Below are 23,394 nucleotides of genomic sequence, written 5' to 3'. Positions count from 1 at the left end.
GATACTCGCTGGCGCCGTGGCGAGCACATTATGTTCTCGAGTCGCGTACCGCTCTCTCTAGCTTCCACGCATGTCCGCTCTCTTCTCCCCGCTCACGCTCCGCTCGCTCACGTTACGCAATCGCGTCGGCGTGTCGCCGATGTGCCAGTATTCCAGCGACAACGGCTTCGCTACCGACTGGCATCTCGTTCACCTCGGTGCGTTTGCCACCGGAGGCGCCGGACTCGTGATCACCGAAGCGGCAGCGGTCACGCCCGAAGGGCGCATCAGTCCACAGGATCTGGGCATCTGGGATGACGCGCACATCCCGATGCTGCGGCGCATTACCGACTTCTGCCGCGCGCAGGGCACCGTGATGGGCATTCAGCTCGCGCACGCCGGGCGAAAGGCCAGCACCCGTCGCCCGTGGGAGCAGCCGGGTGGCGCGGTGGCGGTGGCAGAGGGTGGATGGGACAACGTCATGGCTCCCAGCGCGGTGCCGTTCGCGCCCAATTATCCGTCGCCGCACGAGCTCTCACTCGAGGGCATTGCGCACGTGATTGCCTCTTTTCGCGCGGCCGCGCGGCGAGCCTTCGAGGCCGGGTTTCAGATCATCGAACTACACGCCGCGCACGGCTATCTGCTGCACGAGTTCCTGTCCCCGATCGCCAACACGCGCACCGACCACTACGGTGGATCGTTCGAGAACCGCATTCGCCTCACGCTCGAAGTGACCGATGCGGTGCGTGCGGTATGGCCCGACGAGCTGCCCCTGATCGTGCGCATCTCCGCCACCGACTGGGCCGAGGGCGGCTGGAACGTCGAGGAATCCGTACAGCTTGCCACGCAGCTGCACGCCCGCGGTGTCGACCTGCTCGACTGTTCATCCGGCGGCCTCGCCGCACACCAGCAGATTACGATCGGGCCCGGCTACCAGGTCCCGTTCGCACGGCGCATCCGCGCGGAATCCAAACTGCCCACGGCCGCAGTGGGATTGATCACCGACGCGACCCAAGCCGAACAGATCGTCGCGGACGGCAGTGCCGATATGGTGTTCCTCGCTCGTGAACTGCTCCGCAATCCGCGTTGGCCGCTGCTCGCCGCCCACGCACTCGGCGCCAGCATCACCTGGCCGCCGCAGTACGAGCGCGCGCGGCCCCGATAGACCACCATGACGACCAATCGACGCAATCACTATCGCCTGCTGCATGTGCAACCGGATGCGCCGCCCGAAGTCATCAAGGCCGCGTATCGGGCGCTGATCGCCACCCGTCATCCAGATGTGGGCGGCAATGAGTCCGAGGCCGTGCTGCTGAACGACGCGTACGCGGTGTTGTCGAATCCGGCCAAGCGCGCCGCCTACGATGCCCATCGCGCTACCCGCGCCGCTTGGCGGCAAGGCACCGCCAACGCGGCGCCCGCTGCACGCCCTGCACCGCCCGCCCACGCGTGTCTCATGTGCCACCTCGGACTGCCAATGCAAGTCGAGCGGAACACGCGTTGCGCGCGCTGTCACGCCCCGCTCGCGCCCGTACGCGTCACCGGTCCGCGCGCAAAGCCGATGGATCGACGGGGCATTCCGCGCGTCAGCAAGTCCGACTGGGCCATCATGCACGTCGACTGGCAATCCGACGCGATCGATGTGCGGATGCGCGATCTCTCGCTCGATGGCATCAGTGTGTACAGCGGCCTCGAGCTGCCGCGACATCGCGTCGTGCGTATCGTCGGCCGCTCGTTCGATGTCGTGGCAACGGTGGTCGGCTGCCGGCGGCTCGACGCGGTGTTCACCGTCCATGCGTCGCTCGCAAGCGCCCTGTTTGCCGAGTCGACCGGCGGCTTCGTGTCGGCCATCGCCTGACGACACGGCGCGGACGTCACCCCGACGCGTCGGCCAGTGCGGAAGAGAGGACGAACGGAGCAACCGTGGGACGTTGGGACGAAACGCTTCAGCACGAGAGGCCCACATTTTCCAAGTCCGAGCAAATCGCTGGGCATTGGGGTGACCGATACGTAGGTTCTCTTTACGTTCGCATCACGCCCCCGCCCCTGATCGACGCCAATGCATCATCATCCGTCCATGTTCGGCCACGTCAAAGAAGACAGCGTGGCTGGATTCGTTGTCTTCCTCGTCGCAGTACCGCTCTGCCTCGGTATCGCGATCGCCTGTGGCGTCCCTCCCATTTCCGGCCTGATTGCCGGCATCGTTGGTGGTCTGGTCGTTCCGTGGATCAGTCGCTCGGCACTCTCCGTGACGGGACCGGCGGCCGGTCTCACTTCCATCGTGCTGGTGGAGGTGCAGAATCTCGGAGGGGTGAATCCGTTCCTGACCGCGGTGATGATCGCCGGCGCGCTGCAGGTTCTGTTGGGGGTGATACGCGCCGGGCGCTTCGCGGCGCTGGTGCCTTCGTCGGTCATCAAGGGCATGCTCGCCGCGATCGGCATCACGATCATTCTCAAGCAGTTGCCCGTTGCGGTCGGCTCCGCTGGTGGGCTGTCGACGATGCTGACGCAGTACCACTTGGGCCCGGTCACGATTGCGCTTGTCTCGCTGGCCATTCTGTATGGATGGAAGCACACGCCGCTCGCGAAGCTCAAGCTGATTTCGCCGGCACTGGTCGTCGTGCTCGTGGCCAGTGGTCTGGCGGTGGCATTCGCCGGCTCACCCACCTTCGCGCTCGATGCGCGTCATTTCGTGAATGTCCCATTGGGCGGCGTCGGGGCGCTCTACAGCGCACTGCCGCGACCGGAGTGGGCCGCGTTCATGAATCCGACCGCGTGGATCGCCGGTGCCACGATCGCCGTGGTCGCCAGTATCGAAACACTGCTGTCGCTGCAGGCCATCGATCGCCTTGATCCGCTCAAGCGTCACAGCCCGCCCGATCGCGAGCTGCTGGCTCAGGGCGCTGCCAACGCGGTGTCTGGCTTCCTGGGTGGTTTGCCCGTGACGGCCGTGATCGTGCGGAGCGGCGCCAACGTGGCGGCTGGAGGACGCGAGCGGTTCTCCGCGCTGGTGCACGGTCTCCTGCTGCTTGGTGCCGTGCTCTTCGCCGGTCCGTTGCTGAATCGCATTCCGCTGGCCTGCCTGGCGGCCGTGCTGATTCAGGTCGGCCTGAACCTCTGCAAGCCGGCGCTCTTCACCACCCAGGTGAAGCTGGGCATGACACAGCTGTTGCCGTTCGCGCTCACCATCGCGGCGGTTCTCGCGCTCGACCTGCTCAAGGGTGTGATCCTCGGCATCTTCGTCGGCATCGCCTTCGTACTGTACGAGAACTCGAAGCGCGCGGTGGTCGCCGAGAAGGACGACGCGGGCGTCTGGCAGCTGCGTTTCCGTCGAGACGGCACCTTCGTGTCGAAGCCGGGCATCGTAACCACGCTCGACGAAGTGGACGACGGGGAATCGGTCGTCATCGACGGCTCCGGCGAGTATATCGACCATGACGTGAAGGAAGTGCTCGCCACCTTCATCGAAGACGCGCACCATCGCAATATCACGGTGACGGTACGCGGCATCGATCTCTCGAACACCTCCGCCGGCGGCGGTCACTGATCATGTCGGCCTCGGCGCATCACGGCTCTGCCGACGCACACGAGGCCGATCCAGTTTCGCGCGCTCTTGCCGCGGCTCACGGTATACTCCCCGATCAGGGACCGATCGGGGTCTTCATTCACCACAACACGCTGCACGCCTTTCAGCATCTCCCGTTCCACGAAGGAGTGCAGGCGGGGGCCGAAGTACTCGGCGCGCGACCGTACTTGAGCCTGCGCGAGTTCCGCGCCGCGCTCGCCGTGGGACGCGTGGCAGAGTCGGATGTGCGCCACGAAATCGGCCGTGCACTGGGCGCACGCGCGCACGACACCGTGTTGCCTGGACTGTCGCGCGACGAGCTGTGGACACAGCTCTCACTCACCGACGCCGACAGCGACGACGCGCCGGCGCTCGCGTACCTCCTGCGGTCGGGCACGGCCGCGCCGAGTCGCGACCCGGCTCTCTGGGCGGCGTGCATCGAACGCGTGTCGCGCGGACCGCGTCTCACACCGACAGATACACGGAAACGCGAGCGCCATCGGGACATCCTGATGGCGCTCGGCCATTCCGACACTGACGTGGCCGTACACGGCGAACTGATTCGACTGTCGTCGGGCTTTCTCGATCAGGGACAGGCGCAGGTCAGCGCGCCGAATCGCGAGAAGGGATTTCTCCGCGCGGTCTCAGCGGGCTACGCCGACGGCGCGTCACCGCCGCGGGCCTGTCGCGGTGTCGACGACGACATGCGTACGGTGTTCAGCAGCAACGAGTCGCCGGCATCGGTGATTCGCCGCCTGCTCACGCAGCTCGGCGTCGATGGCGATGCCGTTGAGCCGTTTTTGCTGGCCACAGCCGTCGCACTTCCCGGCTGGACCGGCATGTTTGCACGCCTGCAGCGCCATCCGGAAGAACACACCGATGACGCCGCCGTGTCGCTCGAGGAGTTTCTCGCGGTACGACTGCTGCTCGAGCATCGGGCCATCGCGCGGGTGTGCAAGGCCGCAGGTCTCCCGCACGCGTGGTCGGCGTTGCGGCGGCTTTCCCCGCCGTTACCGGCGCGCGATGCCGTCCTCGATGCTTCGTTGCTCTGTACGCTTGCCGGCACGGCGGGCCTCGATGCATCGGCTGTGCACGCGCTCACCGACCAGTCCCTCTCGACGCTCTGGTCGGAGTGTGTGGCCTGCACCGACATCGCGCGCCGCCAGATCTTTCAGGAGGCGTACGAGCGGTCCTATCGCACGGTGATTCTTGACGCGGTCGCCGCGCGACGCGCCCTTCCGGACGATGCGCCTAGCGGCGAGCGGCCGCGGGGACAGTTCGTGTTCTGCATCGACGAGCGCGAAGAGTCGATCCGTCGTGCGCTCGAAGAGCAGCATGCCGGCTACATCACATTCGGCACGGCGGGCTTCTTCGGCGTCGCGATCGACTACATGGGACTCGACGATCACGCGGTGGCGGCCCACTGTCCCGTGGTGGTCACCCCCGCGCATGAAGTGCATGAACAGCCCGTATACACCGCCCTTGAGCGACACGAAGTGCGCCAGCGGATACGCGATCGCTGGCTAGGCTGGGAACGCCGCGCGGCGGTGGCCTCGCGCACGCTCAGCGGCGGTGCCGGCCTCTCCTTTCTGCTTGGTCCGCTGTCGGGACTGAAAACGCTGGCTCGTGTGGCCGCACCACGTTCGTCATTGCAGTGGGGACAGCGGCTGGTGTCGCGGCTGGCGCCGGTGCCCACCACCAGGCTTTCGGCGTTCCGCGTGGATGACAGCGCGCGCATTGTCGACGGAGGCAAACCGATCGGCTTCTCGCTGGACGAGTCGATCGACCGGGTGACGGCCGTCCTGACAAACCTCGGCCTCGTGCGCGACTTCGCGCCCATCGTCGTGTTCCTGGGTCACGGCTCGACCAGTCTGAACAACCCGCACGAGTCAGCGCACGACTGCGGTGCCTGTGGCGGACGGCGCGGCGGCGCGAATGCGCGCGTCTTCGCTGATATGGCGAATCGTCCCGACGTCCGCGACGGCGTACGCCGACGTGGCATCGCCATTCCCACCGACACCTGGTTCGTCGGTGCGCTGCACGACACCGCCAGCGATAGCGTGCGCTACTACGATCTCGAGACGTTGCCCCCAACGTTGGTGCCGGCTTTCGAAGAAGTGTACGGTGCCCTCGAGATCGCGCGGCGCGAGGATGCGCTGGAACGCAGCCGTCGGTTCGATGACGCGCCACTCAATCTCACGCCAGAGGCGGCGCTGTTGCATGTGGAGGCGCGCTCATCGCATCTCGCGCAGCCACGACCTGAGTATGGTCACTGCACGAATGCCATCTGCATCGTGGGTCGGCGGCATCTCACCCGCGGACTGCACCTCGATCGCCGCGCCTTTCTGGTGAGCTACGACCCTGGCGTCGACGAGAACGACAAAGTGCTCGAGCGCATTCTCGCTGCCGTCGGTCCGGTGGGTGCCGGCATCAGTCTTGAGTATTACTTCTCGTCGGTGGACAACGAGACGTTCGGCTGCGGTACAAAGCTCCCGCACAATGTCACGGGGCTCATCGGCGTGATGAACGGCCATCAGAGCGATCTCCGCACCGGACTGCCGCGGCAGATGGTCGAGATCCACGAGCCGATGCGTCTGCTGCTCATCGTGGATGCGTCGCCGGAGTCCCTGCTGACTGTCGCCTCGCGCCAGGCTGAGGTGGCCGAGTTGGTGACGAAGCAGTGGATTCAGCTGGTGGCCATGCATCCGGAGACGGGTGCCATGTCGCTCTTTCAAGACGGCGGGTTCGTGCCGTACCACCCGCAACCCATGCTGCTGCCGGTGGTCGAACGCTCACCAGAGTGGCACCTGCAGAGTCGCGCCCATCTGCCGCCGGCGTTGGTACGCAGCGCCTTGCCGCTCTCCGCGGTCGGTCCCCGTCTCCACCAATCGGCATGACGGACTCCGTGTTTGTCGTGCGTATCGCGCTGGCGCTCGCGATTCTGGCCCCGCTCGTCAGTGTGCTGCTGATCGGGACGCGCGTCCTGCTCTGGCGACGCGCGACGAGTGAACGGTTCGTGACGACGGTGGTGCACAGTGGACTCCTCGTGTCGATCGGCGCCGGCGCGGTGGTGCTGGCGGGGTACCTGGGGCTGATCGGTGCGCCGGTTACCGGCGACATCGAATTCGGCGACTGGCTGCGCATCCGCGATTTTCGTATTCCTGCCGTGCTGCTGGTCGATCGCATCTCGACCACCATTTCGCTGTTCGCCTCGGTGCTCACCGCGCTCGTGGCGCGCTTCTCGCGCACGTATCTGCACAAAGAGCCTGGCTACACGCGCTTCTTTACGCTGCTCGGCCTCTTCGCGACCGGCACGCAGCTCGTGGCGCTGGCGGGCGCCCTGGAGCTGTTTTTCGCGGGCTGGGAGCTGATCGGCATTTCGTCGGCATTCTTCATTGGCTTCTTCCACGAGCGCGACGAACCCGTGCGCTCCTCGCTGCGCGCCTTCGCAACGTATCGGTTCTCCGACGCCGGTCTGCTTATCGCGACGGTGATGACGTTCGAAGCGCTGGGATCAGCGCGCTTTTCCGCCTTAGGCAGTGCGGCCGCGCTTCCCGCGATGCAGTCCACGGCGATCGCGCTGCTGTTCCTCTTATCGGCGATGGGCAAGTCGGCGCAGCTGCCCTTCTCCGGCTGGCTGCCGCGCGCGATGGAAGGGCCCACGCCGTCGAGTGCGCTGTTCTACGGCGCCGTGTCGATTCACGCCGGGTTGTTCCTGCTGTTGCGCGTCTGGCCGGTGCTGGACGTGTCACCGATTGCGCGCACCATGGCGGTGATCGTCGGACTCTCGACCGCGGTCTATGCCGCGGCTGTGGTACGCGTGCACACCGACGCCAAGGGGGCATTGGCTCACGCCACGCTGGCGCAGGTCGGGTTGATCCTGGCTGAGATCGGGATGGGCTGGACCACGCTGGCACTCGCCCACCTCGTCTGTCACGCCTTCTTACGGCTGGGGCAGTACCTAAAGGCGCCGAACATGATCCATGACAGCCATCGCCTGGGGCACGCCCATCGCGGGCCGAGCTGGCTCGAGCGACGGTCGCCCAGGCTGGCCGTACGCGTCTACGCGGCGTCGCTGCATCGGTTGCGCCTCGATGATCTCACCGATGCCATGCTGGCGCCGATGCTGGACATGGCGCGTCTGCTCGACCGGGCCGACCAACGCTTCCGTCGCGCGCTCTCGATCGATTCGGGTGCCGACGCATGACGCCGTTCTCGGCTCCTTGGGAAGCCCTGGTGTTCTGTCTCGTGTTGTTGGCGGCGCCACTGCTGGCCCAGCAAGGACGGCGCCCGCTCTGGCCACTGGTGGCCCTCATTGCCACGCAGTCGATCGCCTTCTTCGCCGGACACGGCGCCGTCGCCTATGCGGCCGTCGCGGGCGGCGCGCTCATTCACGCGGCGGGGGCGTGGCATCTCACGCGCACCGGCGCGCTCATGCTGCTGACCACGGGAGGTCTCACGGCCGCCGCCGCAGTCAGTGTGCACCTTGGCCATCTCACGATCGCGCTCGTGCTCTCGTGCCTGGCGATCGCCATGCGGACCGGTGCCATGCCGCTGCATGTCGGTGTGGCGCAGCTCTGTGATCGGGCACCGGTGGTGCAAACCCAGCAGCTGGCGTCGACCATTGCGCTGGTGTTCGTGCATCTGCGTTTCGTCGATCATCACGCCGCTGCGATGACGCTGGCGCCGTGGCTGATTCGCGGCGGTGCCATCGCGGCCATTGTGGCGGCACTGATCACGCTCGTCCAGAAGGACCTGCGCGGCTTCTATCGCGGCACCACGACCATGCACGGCGGCATGGTGCTCGCCGCCATCGGTACCGCCAGCTACGGCGGATTTGCCGCCGCTCTGCTCGTGACGGTCACCATGGGTCTCGCGCTGGGCGGCATCGGCATCATGACGAGCGCGCTCGAATCGCGCGTCGGTCCGGTGTCCTTCAGCGGCCCGGGTGGACGCGTGGTCGCGTTCCCGGTGTTAGCCGCGGCCTTTGCGCTGTTTGGCGGCGCCGGTGTGGGCTTACCCGGCATGGCCGGTTTCGTGGCCGACGATCTCCTGCTGCACACGCTCTGGATGGAAAGTCCGTTCAGCACCGTGGCCATGATTCTCGCCAGCGCCTTTCTCGCCGTCGCCACGCTCACCGGCTACGCGAAGACGTTTCTCGGGCGTGGTACGCCATCGATCGCCCCCGACTTGCTCACCCGCGAGCGCGTGGTGGCCGCCACGCTGCTCGTGTTGCTGCTGGTGCTGGGTTTCATGCCGGGTCTGCTGCTCACGCCGGCCGATGCCTTCCTCAGTGTGACGCCAGCGTGACACTGCCAGTGTACACGACACGACCCCGATGAACGTCGAGAGGCAATCACCGGGGCCGCGCGCGACATCCCGCGATCAGTTCCTCGGTGCTCTTGGAGCCACCCACGAGCTTGATGCCGCCGCCACCACCACCACCGCGTCCGCCGCCACCACCGGTGCGCCGCAGCGCCCGATGTGAGAACGTCTCGGCGTGTCGGGGACATGGAGAAACTCGGTGCCTCGTAAAGAGGATCGCGCGATTGGCTCCCGGTAATTGAATGTGTGTCGCTACGTTGCCGCGTGGTGCGACAGGAACGCCAGCAGTTGCGCGTTGACCGACGCTGCGGCGTCATGCTGCACCCAATGCCGGGCGCGCGGCTCCTCGTGGCGCTCGAGCTTAGGCACCCACGCCTCAGTGCCTTCCGCCAGCGCCGGCAGCAGAAAACGATCGCGCAGCCCCCAAATGAGCAGCGTGGGCGCCTGAATCGTGACCGGTCGCTTCGACCGAATGCGAAACAGCGCGCGATAGTAGTTGAGCGCCGCCGTCATCGCGCCCTGTCCCGCAAAGGCCGCGAGGTAGGCGTCGAGCTCCGCGTCGTTGTGCGCGGGACCACCGCGACGCAGCACGCGACGCAACAGCCACCGGTTGCCCATCGCCAGCATCGCCTCGGGCAGCCACGGCAGCTGAAAGAACCCGATGTACCACGAGCGCCGCTTCTGTGCCCAATTGCCCTTGAGTTCGCGACGAAAGGCGAGCGGGTGCGGCGCGTTCATGATCACCAGCGACGACACGACCTCGGGGTGATGCATGGCCACGTGCCACGCCACCAGTCCTCCCCAATCGTGCCCCACGACCGTAGCGCGCTCGGCGCCCAGCGCGTGAATGAGCGCGGCCACGTCGGCGGCGAGCACGTCGATGGAGTACGCCTCGATGCCCAGCGGCCGCTCGCTCTCGTTGTAGCCGCGCAGGTCGGGGGCGACCGCGCGATAGCCGGCCGCCGCGAGTGCAGGCAACTGGTCACGCCAGCTATACCAGAAATCGGGGAACCCATGCAGCAGGATCACCAACGGTCCGCTTCCCTGCTCCACGTAGTGCAGCCGCACGCCGTTGGCCTGCGCATATCCATGCGTCATCTCGGGATGGATATGCACTAGCGCCCTCGCGAGAACACACTCCCGTGCGCCTTCGCCGGCCCGGTTGCACCGTGCGGCCACGTGGCACGGTCGAAGCGCACGCCGGGGCGCTGCGCCCCGCGCTCGCGAAACGCTGAGTCGATGACGAGCGCTCCGATGGCACTCATCGTGACGAGCTGCAACTGTGACTCGCCATCGTTCACCACCAATCGTCCCGACGGCGCATCGAACGCCATCCAGTGCGGGCGGAAGGTGCTGTCGAAGGTCACGCGCGAGAGTTCACGTGGATGCATCGGGTCGCTCACGCTGAGGGATACGACGGCGTGTTCATCGGGAATCGTCTGCACCCACGTGTTGCCCACCAGCACCGGCACCGCGCAATCCAAGCCGCCGAACGCCTTCACGAAGTCGATCGCCGGCGTCGGCGAGTCGATCGCACTCACGCGATAGAAGCCACAGGTGAACGTAGCCAGCAACACCGTTTTGCCGTCGGCCAGCGTGCGCGGTTCACCCGGAAACAGATGGTGTTGCTCGTTGTACTTCGCCGTCGGGGCCCCTTCATGCTGATGCCCGTCTCCTCCCGCGGTTTTCGGCAGCGGGATCGTATGCAGCAACGCGAGGTCGGAGAGACGCCAGATCTGCAGATGCGCCCCGTGGTCGGCCAGCATGTCCGTACTGGTCGACACGACGCGATCGATGGCCGGTAGCACCGTCAGGCTGTAAGGGCGCATGTCGAGCGTATCGAAGCCGGTGGCACGCGCGCTGGTGGCGCGCACCAACCGACCCTTTCGATCGAGCTCCACCAACCCGCCGGGCGGCGTGTTCGTGGTCCCGTGTCCCTGAAACGTGCTCAACAGATGGCCGCCGGCGAGTTGCACAAACGAGTGCGGGAAGCTGTAATCACCGACGTTCGTGAACGAGCCAAGCAGTTTCGGGGACGCCGCCTGTGTCACGTCGAAACGAAAGGTGCGTCCGGCGCCGAAGCCGTTGGCGAACAGGATGCCGTCGCGCTCCACCTGATGTTCCGTGTGGTGCGGCCCGGTGCCTTTCGCGCCGACTGGCACCGTGGAGATGACCTGCCCATAGGTGGCCGACCCGCGTCGCACATCGATCACGGCCAGAAAGTCCGAGCTCGCTTTGTCCGCATCGCCCGTCCAGACGTACAGGAATGACGCAGGACGTGGCGGCTGCGTGAAGGCCGCAAGCCCAGCCACGCCGACGGCACCGGTCAATACCGTCAGTAGTGTCCAACGCCACGTACGCCGCATGCACGACTCTCCAGAGAATTGCCTGCCGGGTGAGTGGACGATTCCCCTCCCCACCGGTAAGCTCTCCCGCATGACCTCCCCCGCAAGACCTGTCTGCCTCATCACCGGTGCGGCGACCGGTATCGGCGCTGCCTGCGCCCGCACCTTCGCCAGCCACGGCTGGGACGTCGGCATCTGTACGCTCGACGATGACACCCGCGCCGGGGCCGACGCGGTGGCGACCGAGTGCACGACGCTTGGGGCGCGGGCCGAGGTCGTGCTGCTCAACGTCACCAGCGACGACAGCTGTCATGCCGCCGCCTCCACGATGCGCGAGCGCTTCGGGCGCACCGATGCACTGGTGAACTGCGCCGGCACGACGCGCTTCATTCCGCACACCGATCTCGACGCGTTGCCGGAGAGCGAGTTTGCGCGCACCTACGATGTGAATCTCACCGGCACCTTTCGCATGATCCGCGCCTGTCGCGATCTACTGCGCGAGTCGGGACGTGGCGCCGTGGTGAATCTCTCGAGTATCGCCGGTACGGCGGGACTGGGCTCGAGTGTGGCGTATGCGGCGTCGAAGGGCGCCGTGAGTACGCTCACGCTGTCGCTGGCCCGCGCCCTCGCGCCGCACATTCGGGTGAACGCGATCGCCCCGGGCTACGTGAGCGGTGGATTGCCCAGTCGCGTGCTCGACGGTGAGCAACTGAAGGCGGTGGAGGAGAAGTATTTGATCACGCAGGCCTTGCCGCGGTTGCTCGAGGTGAATGAAGTGGCAGCGCTGGCGTATTTCCTGGTGGCCGGCGCCCCCGGCATCACCGGCGAAGTGATTCGCATGGACAACGGGTTGCACCTGTATGCCTGAGACAGCGGCGCGTCCGCGCATCGGGTTTGTCGGCACGGGGCTCATCGGGACGCCGATGGTGGAGCGGTTGCTCGAGTGCGGCCTGTCGGTGTCGGTGTGGAACCGCACGATCGACAAGGCCACGCCGCTGGTGGCATTCGGCGCGACGCTGGCTGAGTCGCCGCGGGCGCTGGCCCAATCGTGCGACGTCGTGTGCTTGTGTCTCACCAACACGACGGCCGTACACGAGGTGGTGTTCGGCCAGCATGGCATCGACGCCGTGATGCGCCGCGGTCAACTGCTGATCGACTTGTCGAGCATCGCGCCCGATACCACGCGCGACATGGCCGAACGACTCGACAGCGCGTGCGGCGCGCGCTGGATCGATGCGCCGGTCTCGGGCGGCCTGCCCTTGGCGCGCGCCGGCAAGCTGATCGTGTTCGCTGGCGGCGAGGCCGACGACATCGCGCGCGCGGCCCCGGTGTTCGAGGCGCTGTCGCAGCGCGTGACGCACATGGGCGGACATGGCGCCGGTCAACTCGCCAAGAGCTGCAACCAGATGATCGTGGCCTGCAATCTCGTGACGATCGCCGAGATGCTGGCGTTCGCGAGCAAGTCCGGCATCGATGCCACGCGGTTGCCTGGTGCGTTGGCCGGTGGCTTCGCCGACTCACTCCCGCTGCAGATTTTCGGACCGCGTATGGCGGCCGGCGTGGACACGCCGCGCATCGGGGGACTGGGCACGTTTCGCAAGGACATCGATCAGGTGGTGCGACTGGCCGGCGAATGCGGCGCCTACGCGCCGATGGCCACGCGCGCGTCGGAGGTGATGCTGGAAGCCAGCCGCACCGCGAGCATCGGGGCCGATCCCGATGTGTCGCGGGTCGTGACGCTGTTCCTCACGCGCGCCACCGCGGGCGGCTCCGCATGACCAAGCGCTTCCGCTCGGCCAATATCCACGAGGGCATGCTGCGCGCACCCACCCGGGCGTTTCTGCAGGCGCTCGGGCATGACGACGATGAAATCGCGCGACCGCACATCGGCGTGTTTCACACCGGCGGCGAGATGAGCCCGTGCAACATGCTCCTGCGCGACCAGGCGTTGCACGCCAAGACCGGCATCTACGCCGCGGGCGGCATGCCGCACGAATGTCCCGTGGCATCGGTGTCCGACGGGCTGTCGATCGCGCACAGCGGCATGCGTTTTTCGCTGGTCTCGCGCGAGATCATCGCCGATAGTGTTGAGGCGTCGACCCGCGGGCATCAGTGGGACGGCATCTTCGCCATCGGCGGCTGCGACAAGAATTTGCCCGGCCTCATGATGGGCATCGTGCGCTGTAACGTGCCCGGTGTGTTCGTGCATGGGGGTGCGGCGCTACCGGGACATTTCCGCGGACGCGACACGAACATCGGCGAGACGTACGAGATGATCGGCAAGGTGCTCGCCAACGAGGCGACACCCGACGACTTGCACGAGATCACGCATGCGTGCCTGCCCACGGCGGGGTCCTGCGCCGGTCAGTTCACCGCGAACACGATGGGTATGGTGTCGGAGGCGCTGGGCCTGGCACCCATCGGTTCGAGCATGATTCCCGCCGTGTACAGCGAGCGCGCGCCACTCATGCGACGCGCCGGTGTGGCGCTGATGCGCGCCGTAATGGGTGATGGTCCGCTGCCGCGTGATATCGTCACGCGCGCCTCACTCGAGAATGCGTGCGCGGTGGTATCGGCCACCGGCGGCTCCACCAACGCCGCGTTGCATCTGCCGGCCATCGCCCACGAGGCCGGAATCCGCTTCCATCTGGACGACGTGGCCGTGGTCTTTGCGCGCACGCCACTGATTGCCGACCTGCAACCGGGCGGCCGGTTTCTGGCGCGCGACCTCTACCACGTGGGCGGTGCCGGCGTGGTCATGCGCGCCCTACTCGAGGCGGGGGCGATGCACGGCGACTGTCTCACGTACACGGGGCGTACGCTGGCGCAGGAACTCGAAGGCGTCGCGCTGCCCGATGGCGACGTGGTGCGCACGGTGGCGAATGCGCGCTCCGCCGACGGCGGCGTGACCATGCTGACGGGCAACCTCTGCCCCGACGGCGCGCTGCTCAAGACCGCGGGACTCACCGCGCTGGTGCATCGCGGCCCGGCGCGGGTGTTCGAATCGGAGGAGCAGGCCCAGGCGGCAGTGCGCGACCAGCGCTACGCGCGCGGCGACGTGCTGGTGATCCGCAACGAGGGCCCGCGGGGCGGCCCCGGCATGCGCGAGATGCTCGGCATCACCGCACTGATCTACGGCCAGGGCATGGGCGCCGACGTGGCGCTCCTCACCGATGGCCGCTTCAGCGGCGCCACGCGCGGCCTGTGCATAGGCCATGCGGGGCCGGAAGCGGCCGATAGAGGCCCGATCGCCCTGCTGCGCGACGGCGATATCATCTCGATCGACGCGCGTCCTGAGGCGCGCCGTATTGCGGTGGAGCTCAGCGACGCCGAAATGGCCGTGCGACTGGCAGCGCTGCCGGTGGCCGTTCCGGTGAGACTCGGCGGGGTGCTGGAGAAGTACACCCGCCTAGTCGGCCCCGCGCATCTCGGCGCGGTCACACACTCCGGCGCGGTGGAGTGGCCGACGGACGGCTAGCGCGGTGCCGGCGGCATGGCGGGCATGCACATGACGAAGATCTGATAGCGCGTCTGCCCCGCCGGCACCTGGAGTGTGTCGTTCACCCGCTGCTCGGCATCCGTTCCCAACAGCGCCTCGGCGTTGATGTTGAACAGGCAGTCTGCCTGCTCCCACCGAAAGCGCAGCGATCCCTCGTTCGGGGAATCGCGCGGCTCTGGAGTGCGCACCCACTTTGCCGCACGCAGCAGCTCGTAGAAGCGGACCGCCTCCCTGCCCACGCCGATCTCTGTGCCGCCGGCGGCGGTGATGCGACACCCGGGTACCTTCTTTCTCGTGCGCCAGTCGTCGATCGTGTCGACCTCGACCTCAGCGATCATGTGCCGTTCGTCGCGCAAGAAGCGCGCGGCCACCGCACAGGGCGCCGTGTCAGCAACGGGTCGCGCGAGCATCAACGTCAGCAGGGCAGCAATCACCATCGAGTCGATCACCTCCGCACCGCCGGAAGCGGTGCTAGTATACGCGGCACCTTCACCAGCGCCGCACGGCGCGGCTCGTGTCACTCTGTGGAGTTTAATACCATGCCCGTCGCCGGACGTGCCACGCTCGCGCAGTTTCTGATCGAGGAGCGGCGCCGCGCTCCCGAGGCAACCGGCGATTTCGACGCCCTGCTGGCCGATATCGCCCTCGCGTGCAAAGCGATCGCGCGTCGGGTGGCACACGGCGCGCTCCAGGGTGACATCGGGGGTACCGGCTCGCACAACGTGCACGGTGAGGAGCAGAAGCCGCTCGACCTCGCCAGCAACGAGATTTTTCTGCGCGCCACCGAGTGGGGCGGACACCTGGCTGGCATGGCGTCGGAGGAACTCGAGCTTCCGTATGCGATCCCGTCGCACTATCCGCGCGGCAAGTATCTATTGCTCTTCGATCCGCTCGACGGATCATCGAACATCGATGTGAACATGTCGGTGGGCAGCATCTTCTCGGTGTTACGCGCGCCCAGACCAGGCGCTCACGCAGTCCTCGACGACTTCCTGCAACCAGGCACCGCGCAAGTCTGCGCCGGCTATGCCGTGTACGGTCCCAGCACCATGCTCGTGCTCACGATCGGACGCGGTACACATGCCTTTACCCTCGATCCGGATCTGAGTGAATGGGTGCTCAGTCACGCGCATCTGCGGGTAGGGCCGTCGGCACGCGAGTTCGCCATCAACGCGTCGAACAGCCGATTCTGGGAGCCCGCCGTCAAGCGATACGTGGACGAATGCCTGGCCGGCGTATCAGGACCTCGCGGTGCGGACTTCAACATGCGCTGGATCGCGTCGCTGGTGGCGGAATCGCATCGCATCCTCATGCGCGGCGGGGTGTTCCTGTATCCGTGCGACACGCGGGCGCACACCAGGCACGGTCGCCTGCGGCTCCTGTACGAATGCAATCCGATCGCCTTCCTGATCGAGCAGGCTGGCGGAATGGCCAGCACCGGTGAGCGTCGCATGATGGACGAACAGCCGACGGGGTTGCACCAACGCAGCGGCTTCGTATTCGGCGCCAGTGAAGAAGTGGAGCGTATTGAGCAGTACCATCGCGAAACGCCCGACGTAACGATCGGCGAGTAACGGCAACGGCGACAGCCACCGCCACAGCAACAGCGGGAACACGGAGTCGGCGGATGACGCAGATATCGCAGATAAGCTGAAACGCGCATTTGGTTTATCTGTGACATCGGTGAATTCCGTCCCCTCCGTGTTCCCGCTGTGGCCGTTGCTTTTGCTTTTGCGGTCTCTACTCTACCCGCCAATCGATGTCTGATTCGCCCGCGCGAGCCCGATCGTAACGAACGCCGCCGCGATCTCCTCGAGCGTGGCCGGTTCATCGATCGTGGGGGGCATTGTCCACGCATCACCATCGGCGATCGCGCGCATGGTCTTGCGCAGCACCTTACCCGAGCGCGTTTTCGGCAGGCGTGACACCACCAACACCTGCTTCAGGTTGGCTACCGGCCCCACCTGATCGCGCACCAGTTGCACGAGTTCCGCCGCCAGCTCGGCCACCGGGCGTGCCACACCGGCTTTGAGTACCACGAGTCCCACTGGCAGTTGGGTCTTGAGCGCGTCGCGCACGCCGACCACCGCGCATTCGGCCACATCCGGGTGGCTCGACAGTGCCTGCTCCATCGAGCCCGTGGAAAGGTTATGGCCCGCCACGATGATGATGTCATCCACCCGGCCCATGATGAACAGGTAGCCGTCCTCGTCGATATAGCCGCCGTCGCCGGTGAGGTAGTAGCCGGGATAGCGCGCGAGATAGGTGTCGATGTATCGAGCATCGCTGCGCCAGAGCGTAGGCAGCGTGCCGGGCGGCAGCGGCAGTTTGATCACCACCGCACCTTCCTTGTTCGATGGCAGCACGTGCCCATCTTCGTCGAGAATCTCGACAGTGTAGCCCGGCACCGGCTTGGTAGGCGAGCCGGGCTTCACTGGGAAGCTGGTGAGTCCAAGGCAGTTGGCCGCCACCGGCCAGCCGGTTTCCGTTTGCCACCAGTGATCGACCACCGGCGTTTGCAGCAGCGCGCGCGCCCAGTGATACGTGTCGGGATCGAGACGCTCGCCCGCCAGGAACAACGCCCGCAAGCACGACACATCGTACTTCGCGTAGAACAGACCGGTGGGATCTTCGCGTTTTATGGCACGGAACGCCGTCGGTGCCGTGAACAGCACACGCACGTCGTGCTCCTGAATCACCCGCCAGAAGCCGCCGGCGTCGGGCGTTCCCACCGGCTTTCCTTCGTGTACGACGGTGGTGCACCCGGCCAGCAATGGCGCATACACGATGTACGAATGGCCCACCGCCCAGCCGAAGTCCGACGCCGCCCAGAATACCTCGCCCGGTCCCACGTTGTACACGTGCTTCATCGTCCACAGCAACGCCACGGCGTGTCCACCGTTGTCGCGCACCACACCCTTGGGCTGACCGGTCGTGCCCGACGTATACAGGATGTACAACGGGTCGGTGGCCAGCACCGGCACACACGGCACCGCCGCAGCCGTGGTCATGGCCTCCGCCCAATCGATATCGCGACCGGCCGTGAGATCACAGCGATGTACCTCGCGCTGCAACACCACGCAATGCGCCGGCTTGTGCGCGGCCAGCTGGAGCGCTTGATCGAGCAGCGGCTTGTAGGGTACGATGCGCTGCACCTCGATGCCGCAGCTGGCCGTGAGCACCACCTTGGGCTGCGCGTCGTCAATGCGGACCGCCAGCTCGTGCGGCGCGAAGCCGCCGAACACCACCGAGTGTACGGCGCCGATGCGCGCGCAGGCGTACATCCCGATCAGCGTCTCGGGCGTCATCGGCATGTAGATGATCACGCGATCCCCCTGCTCCACGCCAAGCGAACGCAGGACGCCGGCGAATCGCGCGACTTCGTTCTGCAACTCGGCGTAGCTGATCGTGCGCTTCGTGCCGGTGACCGGGCTGTCGTAGATCACCGCCGCCTGCGCGCCACGACCGTTCAGCACGTGGCGGTCGATGGCGTTGTAGCAGGTGTTCATCTGCCCGCCGCTGAACCAGCGGTACAGCGGAGCCGCCCGGTCGTCAAGCACGCGCTCCCACGGGGTGTCCCAGTGCAGCGCCATCGCCGCCTGGCCCCAGAACTCCTCAGGACTAGCCTGTGCGGCCGCGTAGGCGAGATCGTACGCGCTCAGGGAGTCGGTCACAGTGCGGTCTCAGCCATTTCGCGGGCGAGGGGGTATGAAACGCATCGGCAGTTGATGAACGATTACTGCTCCCGTGGTCGCGCGCCAGAGTAATTCTCCCCCATACTTGTCCGTCATGTCCGGATTCTTCGATCGACTCGCTGCGATGTTCGGGGCACCGGCCGCCGGTGAGAGCACGTCGGCACCGAAGACGGTGCGCACCACGTTGCACGGCGTGCCCGTCGAAGTGATCAACACGCGCTCCGACATCGCCACCGCTGACGTGCTGGCGCGACTCGATGAGTCACTCGCCCTCATCGGCACGTATCAACCGTGGCGCCTCGCGCATCTGCGGCGCGACATCCGCGGTATCCGCGTAGAGCGATTCGCCTGCCGCGGCGCGTTCATTCCGCAGGACAACGTGATCATCACCGAGCTCACGTTTCTCGCGCGCCGCGATATCACGGCAGCGCCCGTCGCCTCGTCGATTCTGCACGAAGGCGTACATGCGCGCGTGCACGCGATGGGCGTGTATCGCACGGAAGCCGAGCTGCCACGTGAAGAGCGACTCTGTCGTCGTGCCGAGCTGGCGTTCGGACAGGCGTTGCCGGCGGAACTCGGCGCGTCGGTAGTGGAGCGCGCGATGGCGAGTTTGTCGCTCGACGATCGCGGCGTGGCGCCGGTCGTGGATTGGCAGGAAGCACAACGCCGGCAAGACGCTGCCGACCGCAACGCGTCGACGTAGAGGCGATATAGGGTAGCGCAACACGGCGCGTGTCTCTCTCACTGAGCCTCCGTCGCGCGACGACATCCCCGCGCCCACGGTTATCTCGACACATCACATAGAGAGGCATCATGACGCACCACTCCACACGATGGACGGCGCTGCTTGCGCTCGCCCTTGGGTCACTCACCGATTCCTCACGCGCATCGGCGCAGATTGCCGTGGTGTCGCGCACCGCGATCGACGATGCCGTGCACCTTACCTTCGGGCAGCTGTGCGAAGACCGCTTCGTGATCCGCAACGATGGCACGAAGCCGGTGGATCTCGAGTACGCCGTCGAGAAGGGCATAGAACACACCAAGCTCACGCTCGGCGCGCGCGAGCTGGTCGAACTTGAATCGAAGGCCAAGGAACCACTCGAACTCTGGATCGGCGGCAAGCTGGTGGCCAAGGCCGAGAAGGAGAAGCGTGCCTGCAAGGACGTACAGGGCAACGCGTCGGTTTTGGTGGCACCACTCGAAGTCGCCGCGACGACCAAGGATGACCGCAACGCCTACGCCCGCGGTTATCCGTACTTCGACCCGTTCATGTTCGGCGGTGGCTACGGCTACGGCGGGCTATACGGTGGACTCGGTTTCCGCCCGTTCTACACCGGCTTCGTGGGCGTACCCATCATCGTCGGCGGACCGCGCGGCGGTGGCCGGCGCCGCTAACGGGAACTTCCCGCCCCGATTCCGGCTATCTTCTGCAGCCTGCTTGCTGGAGTCGGGGCGGTCCGCGCTACGCGCTACGCGCTACGCGGGTATTCCTTTCGGGAGACGTGACATGGTTCGTGCACTCATTGCCGCGGTACTGCTTTCCACGGTATCGATCACCTCGACTGCGCGCGCGGCGACGCTGCAGACGGCGGTCTTTGCCGGTGGCTGTTTCTGGGGCGTCGAAGCGGTGTTTGAGCACGTGAAGGGGGTGAAGTCGGTGGTGTCGGGCTACGCCGGCGGCACCGTGGTGAACCCCGACTACGAGACGGTGAGCAGCGGTCGCACCGGACATGCCGAAGCCGTGAAGGTCACCTTCGATCCGGCCGTGGTATCGTACGAAACCTTGCTGGCCGTGTTCTTCACCGTGGCGCATAACCCCACGGAGCTCAACCGTCAGGGCCCTGATGTCGGCACGCAGTATCGTTCGGCGATCTTCTTCACGAACGCCGAGCAGCAGAAGACCGCAACGACCGTCATCGCGCAGCTCACCCAGGCGAAGGCATTCCCTCGCCCGATCGTGACGCAACTGGCGGCGCTGTCCAAGTTTTACGACGCCGAGTCGTACCATCAGAATTACCTGTACAGCCACACGGATCAGCCGTACATCGTGTATAACGACCTCCCCAAGATCGACGCGCTGAAGAAGCGGTACCCGGCGCGGTGGGAGAAGACGCAGGGCAAGTAGGGCACGCTCGCGCATTCTCGGGGCGGAGCCGTACTTTGGAGTGGTGACGTCTCCAGCCCCGACTCCGTGAACCCGTCCGACGTACGCGCGCGCCTGACCACGGCGCTGGCCGGACGCTATCGCCTCGAGCGCGAGCTCGGTGCCGGCGGCATGGCCACGGTGTATCTGGCGCAAGACGAGCGGCACCACCGGCGGGTCGCCATCAAGGTGCTGCATCCCGAGCTGTCGGCGGTGCTCGGCACCGAGCGGTTTCTCAAGGAAATCGCGCTCACCGCAGGGTTACAGCACCCGCACATTCTGCCGCTGTTCGACTCGGGCAGTGCGGATGGCCTGGTGTTCTACGTCATGCCGTTCGTGGATGGCGAGACGCTGCGCGCACGACTTGATCGCGAACGCCAGTTGCCGATCGCCGACGCCGTCCGCATCGCACAGGATGTGGCTGGTGCACTCGACTACGCGCACAAGCGCGGCATCGTGCATCGTGATGTGAAGCCCGAAAATATTCTGCTGCACGACGGGCGACCGATGGTGGCCGACTTCGGCATTGCACTCGCGGTGTCGGAGGCGGGCGGGCAGCGCATGACGCAGACCGGCCTTTCCCTCGGTACGCCACAATACATGGCTCCCGAGCAGGCGATGGGTGAGAAGACCGTCGATGCGCGGGCGGACGTCTTTGCACTGGGTGTCGTCACGTATGAGATGCTCGCTGGCGAGCCGCCATTCACCGGTCCCACCATGCAGGCGATCGTGGCCAAGGTTCTGGCGACGGATCCCGTCCCGGTCACCGAGCTTAGAAAGAGCGTGCCGGAGCACGTGTGGGAGGCGGTGGCGACGGCGCTCGAGAAATTGCCGGCCGACCGGCACGCGAGTGCCGAGAAGTTTGCGATGGCGCTCGGTGATACCGCCGGTACCGCGCGGCGCCATAGTGGCGCGCGTGCGGCGTCGGCCCACAGCAGCCGCTCGTCGACGGCGCGACGCGCCCTGCCGTGGGTTGGCGGACTCGCCGCCGGTACGCTACTCGGGGTGCTTGGTGCCAAGAGCGTCACCGGCAGTACGACCACGGTGCGCACCGACCTGACACCGGTGCGCTTCGTCGTCACGGCGCCCGACTCGCTTGAAGTGCAGGCCGTCTGCTGTGGGCAGATGATGGTGCTCTCGCCCGACGGACGCACCCTGGTCTTTCAGGCACGACCGACGCCGACCGATTCGGCGGCCGGCGCACCACCGCAACGACTGGTGGCTCGCGAGCTCGGTTCGCTCACGTCAACCGTGCTCACGGGCACCGAAGGCGCGACATCCCTGTCGGTCTCGCCCGACGGGCAGCAGTTGCTGTACGTGGCGAATCAGCGGCTCTTCCGTATGCCGCTGCGAGGCGGAGCGGCTACCGCCGTCAGCCAGTTACCCACGGGCTTCGTCAGCGGCACCACGTGGCTCTCCGGCGATCGCGTGCTCGTGACCGTCGGTACCGCCATGTACAGCGCGGATCTGCAAACGTCGCAGCTCTCGACGTTTCTGAAAGCGGACTCGCTCGAGCGGCAGCCAGTTGGCCCGTCGGCGGTCGAGGGAGGCCACGGCGTGCTGTTCGCGTACGCCGGACTTGAGCGCGTGCCGATGGTGTACTGGCTCGCGACCGGCTCGACGACACCACGGCCGCTTATGCCCGGCGCCACACCCGCCTACGTTCCGGCGTGGAAGCGTCTGCTGGTGAATCGCGAAGGCGCGCTCCTGGCCTTCCCCTTCGATCCGGTGAAGGGTGACACCACCGGACCGGCAGTGAAGATCGCCGACGGCAACGTGCTGCGCTCGCCGATCCTCGCCCACGCCGAGTACGCCGTCGCGGCCAACGGCACGCTGGTGCTGTCCCGGAGAGAGTCCGACGGCGTCACGTCCACGTGGACGCCGAACTCCAGCATCACGCTGCGACGCAACGGCGTCAACACGCCGATCCGCATTCCGAGTAGCGGCGCGATCGTGCTAGGAGGCGCGGCGTTTTCACGCGACGGGCAGCGACTGGCGATGCAATCGCGCAGCGGCTTCGACAACTGGAACATCGTGATGCAGGATTTGACGAGGGGGGTGACGCAGTCGGTCACCGGTGACGGATACGGGAGAGCGCCGGCGTTCACCGCACGCGACGACAGCATCGTCTATGTGTCGCGCGAACCGACCACCTTCTCGGTGCGGCCATCGGATGGCAGCGGTAGCGCCGTCGACCTGCCGGCCATTTTGAACTGGGCGTCGGTAGACGGCATCTCGATGAACGACGACTGGGTCGCGATTTCCGGAACCGCCACCGCGGGTGCGACGAGCGCCGACATCGGTGTCTTCAGGCGAAGCGTTGGTGGACCGGTGCAGCCGTACGCCAACAGCACCGCGCGCGAAGAGTCGCCGGCAATCTCACCCGACGGGCGCTGGCTGGCGTACACCGCGAACACGTCGGGGGTCGATCAGCTGTTCGTGAGTCCGTTTCCGACACCGACCTCGCGCATCGCCGTGTCGGGCAACGGGGGTCGTCTTCCGGTGTGGAGCGGCGACGGACGCACGTTGTACTTCTACAACGGCCGAGGCGCCTTTGTCGGGCTGTCGTTCTCCACGGGACCGGACGGCAAACCGCGGCTCGGCGCGGAGCGCACGCTCTACAACCGCGGCTACGTCCGCAACTGGACGATGTCGCCCGACGGGTCGAGTTTGATTTTCATTGACACCGCACGACTCCTCCGTCTGCTCGGCCTCGAAGTCGTCCTCAACCTGCAGCCGGGATCCTGAAAGCCGTTCAAGGGGTCAGTGTGGGGGGGCGTGGGTGATAGTCAATGAGCCCGTGCCAGGCCCAGTGAAAGCGCGAAGGGCCCCCGTGGAGGGCC

Annotated in this window: 19 protein-coding genes; 15 read left to right on the top strand and 4 right to left on the bottom strand. The window is 66.4% G+C overall.

Going from position 1 to position 23,394, the window contains the following annotated elements; all coding sequences use genetic code 11:
* The first annotated feature begins 70 nt into the window (after nucleotides 1–70).
* From RMP10_RS11895 to RMP10_RS11865, 7 genes are all read left to right on the top strand, one after another.
* On the top strand, nucleotides 71–1,144 hold the full coding sequence (locus RMP10_RS11895) for an NADH:flavin oxidoreductase/NADH oxidase (RefSeq protein WP_310570459.1): 1,074 nt from the start codon (nucleotides 71–73) through the stop codon (nucleotides 1,142–1,144).
* A 6-nt stretch (nucleotides 1,145–1,150) separates the two neighbouring features.
* Nucleotides 1,151–1,837 (top strand): J domain-containing protein, encoded by a 687-nt coding sequence (locus RMP10_RS11890; RefSeq protein ID WP_310570458.1) that lies wholly within the window; start codon nucleotides 1,151–1,153, stop codon nucleotides 1,835–1,837.
* A 219-nt stretch (nucleotides 1,838–2,056) separates the two neighbouring features.
* Nucleotides 2,057–3,526 carry a SulP family inorganic anion transporter gene (locus RMP10_RS11885; RefSeq protein WP_309671251.1) on the top strand — a complete coding sequence of 490 codons (1,470 nt, stop codon included), beginning with the start codon at nucleotides 2,057–2,059 and terminating at the stop codon, nucleotides 3,524–3,526.
* 2 nt (nucleotides 3,527–3,528) lie between these two features.
* Complete coding sequence (locus tag RMP10_RS11880; RefSeq protein WP_310570457.1) at nucleotides 3,529–6,441, top strand: DUF2309 domain-containing protein; 2,913 nt, start codon at nucleotides 3,529–3,531, stop codon at nucleotides 6,439–6,441.
* Nucleotides 6,438–7,751, top strand: a complete 1,314-nt coding sequence (locus RMP10_RS11875; protein WP_310570456.1) for a proton-conducting transporter membrane subunit — start codon at nucleotides 6,438–6,440, stop codon at nucleotides 7,749–7,751. Before RMP10_RS11880 ends, RMP10_RS11875 begins: the two co-directional genes overlap by 4 nt.
* Nucleotides 7,748–8,854, top strand: a complete 1,107-nt coding sequence (locus tag RMP10_RS11870; protein WP_310570455.1) for a proton-conducting transporter membrane subunit — start codon at nucleotides 7,748–7,750, stop codon at nucleotides 8,852–8,854. Before RMP10_RS11875 ends, RMP10_RS11870 begins: the two co-directional genes overlap by 4 nt.
* A gap of 28 nt (nucleotides 8,855–8,882) precedes the next feature.
* Nucleotides 8,883–9,032 carry a hypothetical protein gene (locus RMP10_RS11865; RefSeq protein ID WP_310570454.1) on the top strand — a complete coding sequence of 50 codons (150 nt, stop codon included), beginning with the start codon at nucleotides 8,883–8,885 and terminating at the stop codon, nucleotides 9,030–9,032.
* An 89-nt stretch (nucleotides 9,033–9,121) separates the two neighbouring features.
* Here the strand turns inward: RMP10_RS11865 and RMP10_RS11860 are convergent, their stop codons facing one another.
* Both RMP10_RS11860 and RMP10_RS11855 read right to left on the bottom strand, forming a co-directional pair.
* Nucleotides 9,122–9,985, bottom strand: coding sequence for an alpha/beta hydrolase (locus RMP10_RS11860; RefSeq protein WP_310570453.1), 864 nt, complete (start codon nucleotides 9,983–9,985; stop codon nucleotides 9,122–9,124).
* A complete protein-coding gene (locus RMP10_RS11855) occupies nucleotides 9,985–11,235 on the bottom strand; it encodes a hypothetical protein (protein ID WP_310570452.1) in 1,251 nt (416 codons plus the stop codon). The genes RMP10_RS11860 and RMP10_RS11855 overlap by 1 nt, the downstream gene beginning before the upstream one ends.
* Here RMP10_RS11855 and RMP10_RS11850 point away from each other — a divergent pair.
* From RMP10_RS11850 to ilvD, 3 genes are read left to right on the top strand one after another with little or no spacing between them, the layout of a single operon-like run.
* A complete protein-coding gene (locus RMP10_RS11850; RefSeq protein WP_310570451.1) occupies nucleotides 11,234–12,082 on the top strand; it encodes an SDR family oxidoreductase in 849 nt (282 codons plus the stop codon). The genes RMP10_RS11855 and RMP10_RS11850 overlap by 2 nt on opposite strands.
* Nucleotides 12,075–12,992: an NAD(P)-dependent oxidoreductase gene (locus tag RMP10_RS11845; RefSeq protein WP_310570450.1), complete on the top strand. Its 918-nt coding sequence runs from the start codon at nucleotides 12,075–12,077 to the stop codon at nucleotides 12,990–12,992. Before RMP10_RS11850 ends, RMP10_RS11845 begins: the two co-directional genes overlap by 8 nt.
* Nucleotides 12,989–14,692, top strand: a complete 1,704-nt coding sequence (gene ilvD, locus RMP10_RS11840) for a dihydroxy-acid dehydratase (protein ID WP_310570449.1) — start codon at nucleotides 12,989–12,991, stop codon at nucleotides 14,690–14,692. The genes RMP10_RS11845 and ilvD overlap by 4 nt, the downstream gene beginning before the upstream one ends.
* Here ilvD and RMP10_RS11835 read toward each other — a convergent pair.
* Complete coding sequence (locus RMP10_RS11835) at nucleotides 14,689–15,234, bottom strand: hypothetical protein (RefSeq protein ID WP_310570448.1); 546 nt, start codon at nucleotides 15,232–15,234, stop codon at nucleotides 14,689–14,691. The genes ilvD and RMP10_RS11835 overlap by 4 nt on opposite strands.
* A gap of 18 nt (nucleotides 15,235–15,252) precedes the next feature.
* Between RMP10_RS11835 and RMP10_RS11830 the strand changes: the two genes are divergently transcribed.
* On the top strand, nucleotides 15,253–16,287 hold the full coding sequence (locus RMP10_RS11830; RefSeq protein ID WP_309671262.1) for a class 1 fructose-bisphosphatase: 1,035 nt from the start codon (nucleotides 15,253–15,255) through the stop codon (nucleotides 16,285–16,287).
* A 171-nt stretch (nucleotides 16,288–16,458) separates the two neighbouring features.
* Here RMP10_RS11830 and RMP10_RS11825 read toward each other — a convergent pair whose 3' ends face one another.
* The gene (locus RMP10_RS11825; RefSeq protein WP_310570447.1) at nucleotides 16,459–18,387 is read right to left on the bottom strand and encodes a propionyl-CoA synthetase; all 1,929 of its coding nucleotides are present in this window, start codon (nucleotides 18,385–18,387) and stop codon (nucleotides 16,459–16,461) included.
* A 115-nt stretch (nucleotides 18,388–18,502) separates the two neighbouring features.
* On the opposite strand from RMP10_RS11825, the gene RMP10_RS11820 reads away from it, so the two are divergent.
* From RMP10_RS11820 to RMP10_RS11805, 4 genes are all read left to right on the top strand, one after another.
* Nucleotides 18,503–19,111 carry a hypothetical protein gene (locus RMP10_RS11820; RefSeq protein WP_310570446.1) on the top strand — a complete coding sequence of 203 codons (609 nt, stop codon included), beginning with the start codon at nucleotides 18,503–18,505 and terminating at the stop codon, nucleotides 19,109–19,111.
* A 110-nt stretch (nucleotides 19,112–19,221) separates the two neighbouring features.
* The gene (locus RMP10_RS11815; RefSeq protein WP_310570445.1) at nucleotides 19,222–19,803 is read left to right on the top strand and encodes a hypothetical protein; all 582 of its coding nucleotides are present in this window, start codon (nucleotides 19,222–19,224) and stop codon (nucleotides 19,801–19,803) included.
* Between the two features lie 112 nt (nucleotides 19,804–19,915).
* On the top strand, nucleotides 19,916–20,533 hold the full coding sequence (gene msrA, locus RMP10_RS11810) for a peptide-methionine (S)-S-oxide reductase MsrA (RefSeq protein WP_310570444.1): 618 nt from the start codon (nucleotides 19,916–19,918) through the stop codon (nucleotides 20,531–20,533).
* 66 nt (nucleotides 20,534–20,599) lie between these two features.
* The gene (locus RMP10_RS11805; RefSeq protein ID WP_310570443.1) at nucleotides 20,600–23,299 is read left to right on the top strand and encodes a protein kinase; all 2,700 of its coding nucleotides are present in this window, start codon (nucleotides 20,600–20,602) and stop codon (nucleotides 23,297–23,299) included.
* The last annotated feature ends 95 nt before the right edge of the window (nucleotides 23,300–23,394 follow it).

Origin of the sequence: Gemmatimonas sp. (assembly GCF_031426495.1) — a bacterium.
Classification (GTDB): Bacteria; Gemmatimonadota; Gemmatimonadetes; order Gemmatimonadales; family Gemmatimonadaceae; genus Gemmatimonas.
This window is presented reverse-complemented; position numbering and strand designations above follow the sequence as displayed.